The 9,973-nt window shown below is 68.7% G+C and carries 9 protein-coding genes and 3 pseudogenes; 4 read left to right on the top strand and 8 right to left on the bottom strand.

Annotated features, from left to right (window positions below):
• Window positions 1–363 precede the first annotated feature (363 nt).
• Window positions 364–1,146, top strand: a pseudogene (locus ACFY1P_RS35170) (DEAD/DEAH box helicase family protein); the annotation flags it as partial.
• Between the two features lie 152 nt (window positions 1,147–1,298).
• On the opposite strand, the gene ACFY1P_RS35165 reads toward ACFY1P_RS35170, so the two are convergent.
• The 4 genes from ACFY1P_RS35165 to ACFY1P_RS35150 form a co-directional block, all read right to left on the bottom strand.
• Window positions 1,299–1,790: a DEAD/DEAH box helicase family protein gene (locus tag ACFY1P_RS35165; protein WP_390752989.1), complete on the bottom strand. Its 492-nt coding sequence runs from the start codon at window positions 1,788–1,790 to the stop codon at window positions 1,299–1,301.
• Between the two features lie 216 nt (window positions 1,791–2,006).
• Window positions 2,007–2,774, bottom strand: coding sequence for an ATP-binding protein (locus ACFY1P_RS35160; protein WP_361532217.1), 768 nt, complete (start codon window positions 2,772–2,774; stop codon window positions 2,007–2,009).
• The gene (locus tag ACFY1P_RS35155) at window positions 2,771–4,531 is read right to left on the bottom strand and encodes a Mu transposase C-terminal domain-containing protein (RefSeq protein ID WP_390752988.1); all 1,761 of its coding nucleotides are present in this window, start codon (window positions 4,529–4,531) and stop codon (window positions 2,771–2,773) included. Before ACFY1P_RS35155 ends, ACFY1P_RS35160 begins: the two co-directional genes overlap by 4 nt.
• Window positions 4,532–4,591: 60 nt before the next feature.
• Window positions 4,592–5,902, bottom strand: coding sequence for an AAA family ATPase (locus ACFY1P_RS35150; RefSeq protein WP_390752987.1), 1,311 nt, complete (start codon window positions 5,900–5,902; stop codon window positions 4,592–4,594).
• A gap of 336 nt (window positions 5,903–6,238) precedes the next feature.
• Here ACFY1P_RS35150 and ACFY1P_RS35145 point away from each other — a divergent pair, with 336 nt between their 5' ends.
• Together ACFY1P_RS35145 and ACFY1P_RS35140 are read left to right on the top strand one after the other, a co-directional pair.
• The gene (locus tag ACFY1P_RS35145; protein ID WP_361535132.1) at window positions 6,239–6,442 is read left to right on the top strand and encodes a hypothetical protein; all 204 of its coding nucleotides are present in this window, start codon (window positions 6,239–6,241) and stop codon (window positions 6,440–6,442) included.
• Between the two features lie 89 nt (window positions 6,443–6,531).
• Window positions 6,532–6,954, top strand: coding sequence for a hypothetical protein (locus tag ACFY1P_RS35140; RefSeq protein WP_390752986.1), 423 nt, complete (start codon window positions 6,532–6,534; stop codon window positions 6,952–6,954).
• 200 nt (window positions 6,955–7,154) lie between these two features.
• Here ACFY1P_RS35140 and ACFY1P_RS35135 read toward each other — a convergent pair.
• From ACFY1P_RS35135 to ACFY1P_RS35120, 4 genes and pseudogenes are all read right to left on the bottom strand, one after another.
• A pseudogene (locus ACFY1P_RS35135) lies at window positions 7,155–7,523 on the bottom strand (transposase); the annotation flags it as partial.
• Window positions 7,524–7,628: 105 nt separating this feature from the next.
• Window positions 7,629–8,161, bottom strand: a pseudogene (locus tag ACFY1P_RS35130) (NUDIX hydrolase).
• 97 nt (window positions 8,162–8,258) lie between these two features.
• Window positions 8,259–8,624 carry a VOC family protein gene (locus ACFY1P_RS35125; protein WP_361535123.1) on the bottom strand — a complete coding sequence of 122 codons (366 nt, stop codon included), beginning with the start codon at window positions 8,622–8,624 and terminating at the stop codon, window positions 8,259–8,261.
• Between the two features lie 200 nt (window positions 8,625–8,824).
• Entirely contained in the window at window positions 8,825–9,139 is a 315-nt protein-coding gene (locus tag ACFY1P_RS35120) for a hypothetical protein (RefSeq protein WP_361535120.1), read from the bottom strand.
• 355 nt (window positions 9,140–9,494) lie between these two features.
• Here ACFY1P_RS35120 and ACFY1P_RS35115 point away from each other — a divergent pair.
• Window positions 9,495–9,973 (top strand): dihydrofolate reductase family protein (locus ACFY1P_RS35115; protein WP_390752985.1); only part of this gene is annotated, 479 nt, incomplete at its 3' end.

The raw sequence follows: 9,973 nt of genomic DNA, 5'->3' as shown, positions 1-9,973 counted from the left end.
CGCGCGGTCTGCTCCGCAGACACGACGCGCCGTCGCTACGCGACGGAAAGACGGCACCGCACTCCGTGCGGTATTCCGGGACTTCGTCCCGAGAATCCGGGCCACTCCGTGGCCCGGGAGGCCAACTCCGTTGGCCTCGGGCTCGGATCGCTCCGCGATCCGGCCGACGGACCGCGCTCCGCGCGATCCTCAAAGCTGGCGAGGGGGCGGAGTTGGTACCGCATCGGTTGACGGGGGTTCATAAGGGCATGCCCTGGCTGGCGTCCCGGGCTTCCGAACGGTCCGTCACTCGAGCAGCGAGGGCTCGGCCGCCCTGGGATGTGAGATCACCCTGGCAAGACCGGTCAGTTTCGAACAGTTCCCATGACTCATGTGCGTCATCTTGGCTGGGCCGCTAGCTTATGGAGAGACAGGCCACCCCCCGGCACAGTGCAGGGACGGGGTCCGTCGAAGGAAACAGGCAACTCAATAAACGGCCATGAATTGCCTGCACTCAGCCTCTTCAGATCCCCGGCAATTCGAATTACAACCCAGATCCAACAACCTATCAAAGCGTGCGCCAACCAGAGCAGAGTATCGGTTGGAAAGGAGAAAAGAATGTCGGGCAAAGAACTGTTCCCCCATCAAGTAGAAGCCGTCGACGCCGTCCTGAGGGCCCTGCAGACACCCGCCAGCGGACACATGCCCGCCGAGGGACTGCGGACCCAGGTCATCGCCGCCACTGGCTCAGGAAAGACACTCATCGCCACCGCGGCCGCCCAGAAACTCGGTGCGAGGCGAGTACTGGTCCTGGTCCCGACGCTGGACCTGCTGACCCAGACCGCGGCCGCCTGGCGGGAAGGCGGCCGCACGGGGCCCATGCTGGGGGTGTGCCGCCTGCGGCCCGAGGACTCCGACGGCATGCCCTGTACCACAGACCCAGTCGAGCTCGTGGAATGGACGCGCGGCCTGGACCGGGTGACGGTGTTCGCCACCTACGCCGCCGTCGGCCGCCGCGTTCTCCAGCGCGCCCACGCTCAGGACCTGGCCGTATGGGACCTCATGGTCGTCGATGAAGCCCACCGCACCAGCGGGGACGCCGGAAGGCCGTGGGCCGCCGTACACGACCAGACCAAAATCCCCGCAGCCCGCCGCCTCTACATGACCGCAACCCCCCGCATCTGGGAAGCCGCCGAGGGCAGCCGTGACGGCACGCCGCGGCTGGTCGCAAGCATGGACCCCGACTCCCCCATCTACGGGCCCGTGGCATTCAAGCTGGGCCTGCCCGAAGCCATCAGCCGCGGACTGATTGCCCCCTATCAAGTGGTATGCGTGGACAACTGCTTGTCCCAGGAGCCGGCTGTGCGGTGTGCCTCGTCCACGATCATGAGGTCGAAGACGGGGGCGGTGAACACGGAGTGCCCGGACTCCTCGATGCGGGGCAGCGAGTCGAGCGTGACGAACACGGTCGCCTTCTTGTGGCGGGTGAGCCAGTACGCCAAGTACTCCCCCGAACCTGTGGACACCGCCCCGGCCTCAGCGAGCAGCGGGTGCTTGTCGGCCCGGAGCGAGGAGACAGCCATCAGCGGTTCGGTACAGCCATCCGCACGGGCGACCTGGGCCCACTGGCCGATCAGATCCCGAGACGGTACGGCGATGAGGAGGTGGTCGGCGTTCAAGGCCTCGGCGGTGCGCAGCGCGATCAGCGTCTTGCCCGTCCCGCACGCCGAGACCGTGTGCCCGCGGCTCCCGGGCTTTTTGAGGTGCCGCACCCCGCTGTCCACCGCCTGCTGCTGATCTGGGCGCAGCACACAGCGAGGAACCACGGCCCGGGGAGCGGGGGCAGGAGTCGCGGCCGCGGCTGCGGGGCCGGGGGTGGGTGGCATGGGGGCAGAACCTCGGCAGACGACAACAACAGACGGGGTCATCTTTCCGCGCCGGACGAGATCGAGGGGAGAGAAGCCGTGATCCGGTGGCGTGGCATGAGCAGGCGGTGCACGTCGGGGATGGAGCGGGGTGGTGAAGGGCTATGTGCCCGAGCCGAGGCAGCTGAAGGCCCAGCGCAGTACCTCTTGGTCGACGCCGGGGCGGCCGGTGCGTTCCAGGGCGGTGTGGGTGTGGGCGGTCAGGCGGGCCCAGTTGCGGAAGTTCCCGTGGGCGGCACGTTGGTCGGCGAAGGCGATGTCGTCGGGGTCGGCGTCGGCCCAGATGGGGTGGTACAGCGGGATGACGTCCAGGACCTCGTCTTCGGTGAGGCGGGTGAAGCGCTGCCAGATGAAGATCCGGGAGGACAGCATCGGCTCCTTACGCAGGGCCTGGTAGCAGCCTTCTCCTCCCACGAAGACGATCGCGAGCTGGGTGTAGGGGTCATCCCAGAGGTATCGGACGTATTCCAGCTGGTCGCTTTGGAGCCACTGGGCTTCGTCCAGGACGAGGGTGCGCGGGTGGGTGGCGAGTGCGTTTTTGAGGAGGTGGTCGGACTCGCTGGCGTAGCGCGGGGGCGGGCCCGGCAGTTCGAGGGCGGTGTGCAGTTCGTGGCGGACGGCGCGGGTGGTGGCGCGGGCGTGGAAGGTGATGCGGCGGATGTCCTCGTCTGGTTCGAGTGCGCGCAGGCAGCTGGTGACGGTCATGGTCTTGCCGAAGCCGGCGCCGCCATGGACGCACATCATCGCGCGGGCGTTGATGGTGTCGGTGAGGTTCTCCCGGGCGGTGAGCAGCGCGCGGGTGCTGACGAGGCGGGCGTCGGGGAGGGTGACGTACTGGTCGGTGGGTGGGGGCGGGAGCTGGCGGGTCATGGGGTGTCCTTGCAGGCGGAGTCGGGTGCCGGGCCGGCGGGGCGGGTGCGGGCTTTGAGGGCGTCGGAGATCGCCCAGTCGGCCGGAGGCGGGGCGGGCGGGATGAGGTCGGGCAGGGCCAGCGCGGTGAGGTCGGCTTCGGGGTGCTGGGCCAGTTCCCGGGCGGCTTCGGTGGCGGTGACCGTGTCCAGGCGGCGGGCCTGGGTCGCTTCGGTGGCCGGGGCGAAACGGGTATGCCGTAGTTGCTCGGCGGCTTCTGCCTCGGCCCGCAGGCGGCGGGCGCGCCGGGTGCGTGCGTGACGCAGCGCGGCGCGTTGTTCGTCGGTGGCCTGGTCGGCGAGGTGGGCAGTGCACAGGCGGCGGCCGGCAAGGTCGCAGATCTCGATCTCGTGGGTGTGGTGGGGCATGAAGCGCACCGTGACCTTGCGGCCGGCTTGTCCGGTCATCCAGTCGGCGATGTAGTCCCGGTTACGGAAGCGGACGCCGTGGCTGGTGATGGTGCGGGTACGGCCGTCGTCCTCGAGCGTGAACGTCCACACCTCGGTGGCGGGGACGTCGTTGAGCGGGGTCGGATCGGCCTGCCACGCTTCGAGCGGTGTCGCGCCGTGCAGTTCGGCGGGGTGGTGCTCGGTGTTCCACCACTGTGCCCAGGCCAGCAGTTCCTCGGTGAACGCTGTGAACGACATCGGTGGGGCCGTTTGCGGGCGGCGGTCGGGACGGCGGCGCGGCTTCTTCGGGGTGTAGCCGGGCAGGGCCGCGAACAGCATGGCGGTGGCGCAGTGGTTGAGGTTCTCGATGCTGCCTTTCAGGTGCGGGCTGTAGGGCGGCAGGACGGTGATGTCCGCGTCCAGCGCGGTCAGAGCGGTGGAGACGGTGCGGGAGAGGACGTCGCGGCCGCGGTCGAACCTGACGTGCTCGGGCAGCCCGCCGAAGGGCCCGTAAGGGTCGGTGCGCACGATCGCGGAGCGCAGCGCGGCCAGGACCGAGGCGCGCGTCGGGGTATGGGGGGTGACGGCGACGCCGGTGACGGCCTTGGTCGCGCAGTCGATGAACCAGGTGACGTAGGGGTGGAGAAGAGAGCCGTCGGCGTCGACGCGCAGCGGGGCCTGGACATGGTCGGCTTCCCACACCTCGTTGCGCCACGCCCGCAGGCGTGTGGCGAACACGTCCAGGGAGCGGGCTGCCTCGGGGCCGTGGCGGTAGCCGGCCCGCTCCCCCGCGGTCAGGTCCCGGCGGACCGCGCGCAGAAACGTCGCCAGGGACGGGACCGGGTCCAGCAGCGGAACAGCTGTCGGTGGGGCACCGCCCGGGACCGCGGCGCGGGGTGGTGGCGCGGCCGGTCCAGGGGTGGAGGAGTCGGTGTCTGCCGGTGGTGGGGGTGGGGTGAGGGCCTGGCGGGCGCGGGCGAGGAGCTCGCGGTGGACCGCAGAGGCGTTGCCGTGCCAGTACGCCAGCAGCACCCGGAGCTCGGGGGTGATCTCGAAGCGGGTAGCACGTCGGGCGCCCGGGGACACAGCAGTGGCGGGATCGGCACTGGCGTCGGCCAGCCACCGCCACACAGTGCGGTCCGAGACGTCCAGGCACTGCGCGGTCGTGGCCACATGAGTGCGGCTGAGCTTGCCCCTGGCCCGCAGCTGGAGGAGATGTCGTACAGCCGGAGCGCGCAGGGCAGTCAGCGATGCCCCGTCCAGCGCCGGAGCGACAGACGGGGCGTGCTGCGGTGTCGTGCCGGGAGGCGGGGCGTGGTGCGCGTTCATCGGTCGTCCTTCGGTGAGCCGCATGGCCGGAGCAGGCCGGCCGGGGCTCGGGGAGCACGGCTAGGAAGCGGGGCCCAGGCGGGCGCAGGCGATGGACAGCAGAGAATGATCCACGGGGGTGCCGGGGCGGCGGGCCAGGGCCGCGTACACGTGGGAAGTGATCTTCGCCCAGGTCCGGAAGTTCCCGCGTGCGCATGTCTGGTCCGCATGCAGCAGATCGGCGTCAAGCGCGGTGTCCCAGAGAGGGTGGAACAGGCGCAGCAAACCGGGGGCTTGGGCGGCCTCGAGGCGTGGCATGTGCTGCCAGGTGAGGATGCGGGAGGCCAGCGCGGGAGCGCGGGCCAAAGTGCGCTCAGCGCCGGCCCCGCACAGTACCAGGGACGTCCTCGTCGTGGGGGCGTCGATGAGCAGGCGCAGGTAGTCCAGCTCCGGAGCGGCGATCCGCTGGACATCGTCGATGACCAGCACACCCGGTGCCTGCAACGCGTCCAGGAGCGCACGGTCGGCCGCGTCCGTGCGGTTCGTCAGCGACGGAGCGGAAAGGCCGAAGGCGGTGAGCAGCGCGGCGCGCAGCTGCGGCAGGGCCGGCTTCACCGCTACCAGCGCATGGCGCACCGGAACTCGGCGCGGCAGCTGGCGCAGCGCCTGGTCGAGAGCGACGGTCTTGCCGTGCCCGGTGTCCCCGTACACGCACAACACACCGCGTGCGGCGACGGTATGGGCGAGTGCTTCGGTGACCGCACCGAGCTGCCGGGTCGACACCAGATGCGCGCCCGGCGCGTAGAGGCGCGCCCCGTGACCGAACGGCGGCGGGCTTGCCTGATCGGGCGTGCCGTCGGCTTCACCAGCCTCCCTCTCGGCGGCAGACGCGGTGGACTGGCCGGTCTCATCGACCGTGCCCGGCAGGGCGAGCTCGGCCAGGGCACGGTCATAGCGTTCCGGAATTCTGTGGGCGTGCGCGGGCCGGGAGATCGCCAGCACCCGGCCCGCCCGCTGCTCACGGTGCACTGCGTGATACAAGGTCGTCAGGGACGGCAGCACGCCAGTACTGAGCGAGGGCACTACGTCGTCGGCGTGCTCCTCCATCCAACGGTGCAGAGCCTTCACGTTCCCGCCCAGGTCCGACAGGCGGACCCACAGCTCATCCGTGAACGCGAACACCACACGCCGCCGCGGCGGTGCCTCCACCCGCCCCGTGTCCCGCGCGAGAGCCAGCCAGCGCCACACCGTACGGACATGCACCCCGGCAGTGTCCGCAGCAATCCGCACGTGCACCGTATCCAGCGTGCCCGCCTCATCCAGGGAAAGCAGACGGCGCACCATCACCTGGCGGGCCAGCGCCCGATCCTGCGCAGGCGAGGTCAGCGCCAACGCCGGGGAAACGGACGACGGCGACCTTGCCCCCTCCCCCGAAATGGGAGGAGGAGTGGGAGTGGCGGTAGCGGGTGACGAGGACCGTGCAGTCATACCCACCAGCACACCAGGGCGATCTCACCGGGTGCACAGGAATAAGCATCCCCACGTCAGCCACCCACCAGGTGTGCTACACGCAACTCTCAGACCATGACAGCCATTCAGTCATCCCATGACAGCCACGGACCCGGCCATCACCCCTGAAAAGGGCAGCTCAGACCCACTCACTACGAACACTCAACGGCTGCCACACAACCCGCTGACACCACCCCACACAATCACACGCCCGGCCCGATGCTGGGCAACCGTCCGGTGTTCTGGCTCGTCCTGCAACTCCTCACCGCAGGCACGGCACTGGCGACCGTGGCGACAGCGGTGAGCTGGTGGCGCGTCAGGGCCTCCGTGGCGGGCGGCACCACCGCCCGGCTCGGGCTACTGGCTCTCGCGAGCGCACTGTTCCTTCCCTGGGCACTGTTCTGGGGCCTGCTGACGCTGTAGGGCAAGCGCTTGAGGGCGGCTCGGCGCTTCGGCGGACGCGGTTCGGCCCTGCCGGACTCCCAGCCAGCCACGTGTTCAGCGATCTGCCGGTGAGTGCTCTGCGCGCCGTCCGCGATGACGCAGCGGGCGAGCCCGAGCGCGGCAGCAGCCGCATGCGAGCCGTCGGGCTCTTCCGCGGCTGGACCGAACGCCACCTGTTCTACCTGGTAGCGCAAGCGCGGTCAGGAGCACGGGAGGTGCTGCGCCATGTGGTCGACCAGGACGGCGAGGCCCCCTTCGACCACGTACGTGCGCACTTCGCACAGCACCCTGTCCACCCCATAGCCGCCGGACGCCTGCGCGGCACCATGACCAGCATCGACGCCGTACGCCGCCAGATCACCCCCACTGCCTACAAGCCCCTGGGCCATGACCCCGAGCGCCGCGCCTACCTGCCTGATCCCCGGACCCGCGAAGGCCTGCGTCACGCCCTCGCCGAGGCATCCGAACACCCAGCGCTCCTGCGGGAGTAAACGCCACAGCCCGCCAAGGAGTTCACCCTCCGGGAAGAGCGTGAGGGAGGGCCCAGACCTCACCGCCCCGGCAGGCCGAGCTCCCCGGCACGGCGCCTCCACCCTGGAGACTACTGGCCTCTCAGACCGCGTCGGTACGGCAGTCGGCCGGCCCCCGAAACCCTCCACGACCACTTCAGCATGCTGACCAAAGAAGAACCGTGGCAGAAGCACCGGCCAGGGGCGGTGTCGGCGTCCGGCCGAAGCCAGGGCGAGACGTTGACCGCGAGGACGAGGCGACCGTCGGCCGCCTTCGGCAGCGGCACCAATACCAGAGACCTCCGCAGCCGGCTCACATTGAGCCGCCCGTGGTTGAGACCCGCGTATAGAGCGCCGTGTCCACGGCGGTGTTCTGGGGTGAGCACCAGCCCGACCAGGGGTCTTCACCCGGTCCGTCCGCACACAGCATGGCGTCCGTGAGCTCGAACAGCACGTCCGCAGGCGCGGTCATACACGCGTACAACTCCGACCGGAAGTGTGACAGCAGTGCGAACGGCTTCCCGCTGGACTTGTTGATGCAGCAGACTCACCCCTCGGCCTTTGTTGATCCCATGCCTCTGTGACGGAGCAATGGATCAGGCGAAGGCCGCCCTCGGGTCCGGCGGTTACCTCTGCGAGCGATCAAGTTCGAGGGATTATTCGATCACCAGGTCTGTCTGAGCAAGGCCATCGGGCAACCGTCCCGGGAGCGCGATGTACTTCGTGAAGGTTTTCCGGCAGTCGGGAACGAACGGCCACTGTTGCAGAGCCTCCCTGAGAGCAGCCTCGGGAAGCCAGCCGTGCCAGGCGATCTCCGACTGATCGGGCACCACGCCCTCTGCGATGACGGCCTCGTGCACGCCGAGCCAGTAAGGGCTGATCACGCCGCGGCAGAGAAACTTGAAGGCAAGCCGGACCGGGGCACAGACACCGAGTTCCTCCTCCAGCTCCCTGGCAGCGGCATCCTCGTAGGTTTCACCTGCGTTCACCGCGCCGCCGAGCAGCCAGTTGTACTGGCCCGGAACCGTGAAACGTTCTCCGGCCGCCGGTGCACGAGTATCCGGCCCTCCGCGTCACGGCAGACGACGGTCGCCACCCGGTGCAGCCACTTCCTGCGGATGGCCTCGCCCCGGTCGGCAACCCCCACCACCTGGTCCCGCTCGTCCACACGCTCCACCAGCTCACTCATATCGCCCACGATCTCAAAGGCGCCTGGAGTTCTGTCACTGGGAGTGAGGAACCCTGGCAGCAGAGGTTAAATGCCACGCTGACAGGCGTCGGACTGGCTACGGTGTGTGGCAGACGGCCTCAACGTTATTGCCATCGGGATCACGAACAAAAGCGCCATAGTATGACTCGTGATACTGGGGCCAAAGCTGTGGTGTGTGCAGGGACTCGGCGCCGGCTGCGACCGCCGCGGCGTGAAACGCGTCAACGGCCGTGCGGTTGGCCGCGGCGAACGCCAGATGCACCTCACGGGCTTTGTCGTCTTCGTCGACGGGGACAAGCCAGAGAGTGTGCCCAGTGGTACCGAAGCTGACGAAGGCGCCGAATTCCTTTGTCCGCTTGCCGCCAAGCGGTGTGAGGACGGCGTCATAGAAGTCCGCGCTCGCTGCGACGTCTCGTACCTGGATCGCTATGTGATCAAGCATGCGGACAGCATGCCACGACCCTCACGGCCATGTCTCCCATATCCACGGGGTCTTGTCCGCGCTAAGCCCTTGCCCCTACGCCCGGCATGGCGCGGAAGATTAAGATCAAGGCAGCCATCCGTTCCACCCACTCGCGCCGGAGCACTGCTCGCTCGATGCGGCTGACGATGATGCCACGAAGACTCCGCAGGGCCGAGAAGTCAGCGTGGCCGCGACGCGACCTGCCGACGAGTAGGACCCCAGACCTCCTCGAACTCCACGGAGGTAAGTGGCTCGGGGTCGTGGCCCTCCCATTCCGAGACGGGCAGCTCGGCTGTGATCCCGAACCTGCTGTCGTACTCATCGAGACGGCCTGCGTCGTGGGCCCGCTGCCATTCGTCGAGAGAGGCGGCTGCGATCGGTGTCAGCCCAGGCCCTTGGAGTTCGACTTGCCGGATCACCCAGCCTTCGGCATCGACCTCGAAGTAGAACCAGATATCTTCCTCGTCCCAGTAGCAGCGCATCCATGTCTTCATGAGCCCATGATGGCGGCGGTGGTCTGCTCCCCGGCGGCTGCGGTGTCCGATTCCTTTGGATGGTGATCTGGACTGCTGGGATGCTTCTCCTGTGACCACCACGACGAGCGAACTGCAGACCGACGCCGGATGGGACGGCCCCCATTACCGCGTGCTCGCCGAAGGGTTCGAGTCTCAAGTCTGTGGCATTGCCTCGCGAGGGCAAGGTCGAGATCCGGCGGATTGCCCGAGTCGGCCGAGTACCCCACGCTGAGCCCCGAGTACGAGGACTACCGGCCGGCCCAGATCGCGCATCGATGCGTTTCCCGCGCCGCGCTGGCTATACGCCGGACACCCACGGACGGAAGGCTGGGCCATGCGGAAACTGATCTACGGCATGAACGTGACCCTGGACGGCTACATCGCCGCGGCCGGCGACGACATCGGCTGGAGCGGACCGCCGAGCGACGAGCTGTTCCAGTGGTGGCTCGACCACGAGCTGGCGAGTGGCCTGTCGCTGTATGGGCGCAAGCTGTGGGAGACGATGAGTTCCTACTGGCCGACCGGCGACCAGCAGCCGGGCGCCACCCCGGCGGAGATCGCGTTCGCGCGGAACTGGCGGGACACGCCGAAGGTGGTGTTCTCCTCGACGATCGACAAAGTCGACTGGAACACCCGCCTGGTCACCGGCGACGCGATCGCCGAGATCACCCGGCTCAAGGCCGAGGACGGCGGCCCCATGGACATCGGCGGCGCGACGCTGGGCTTGGTTCGGTTTGACGGACATCCGAGATCAGGGGCCTCGGCCCCGGAAGGATGTCCATCATGGAGAGCATGGCCAAGAAGAAGCCACGT

Source organism: Streptomyces sp. NPDC001407 (assembly GCF_042895325.1).
Taxonomy (GTDB): domain Bacteria; phylum Actinomycetota; class Actinomycetes; order Streptomycetales; family Streptomycetaceae; genus Streptomyces.
The sequence above is the reverse complement of the archived record's forward strand: the minus strand, read 5'-3'. Positions and strand labels throughout refer to the sequence as shown.

Coding starts and splice junctions, on each gene's coding strand:
- ACFY1P_RS35155 (WP_390752988.1), bottom strand. CDS start 4,531: ATGAACGCGCACCACGCCCCGCCTCCCGGCACGACACCGCAGCACGCC.
- ACFY1P_RS35125 (WP_361535123.1), bottom strand. CDS start 8,624: ATGCTTGATCACATAGCGATCCAGGTACGAGACGTCGCAGCGAGCGCG.
- ACFY1P_RS35120 (WP_361535120.1), bottom strand. CDS start 9,139: ATGAAGACATGGATGCGCTGCTACTGGGACGAGGAAGATATCTGGTTC.
- ACFY1P_RS35160 (WP_361532217.1), bottom strand. CDS start 2,774: ATGACCCGCCAGCTCCCGCCCCCACCCACCGACCAGTACGTCACCCTC.
- ACFY1P_RS35145 (WP_361535132.1), top strand. CDS start 6,239: ATGCTGGGCAACCGTCCGGTGTTCTGGCTCGTCCTGCAACTCCTCACC.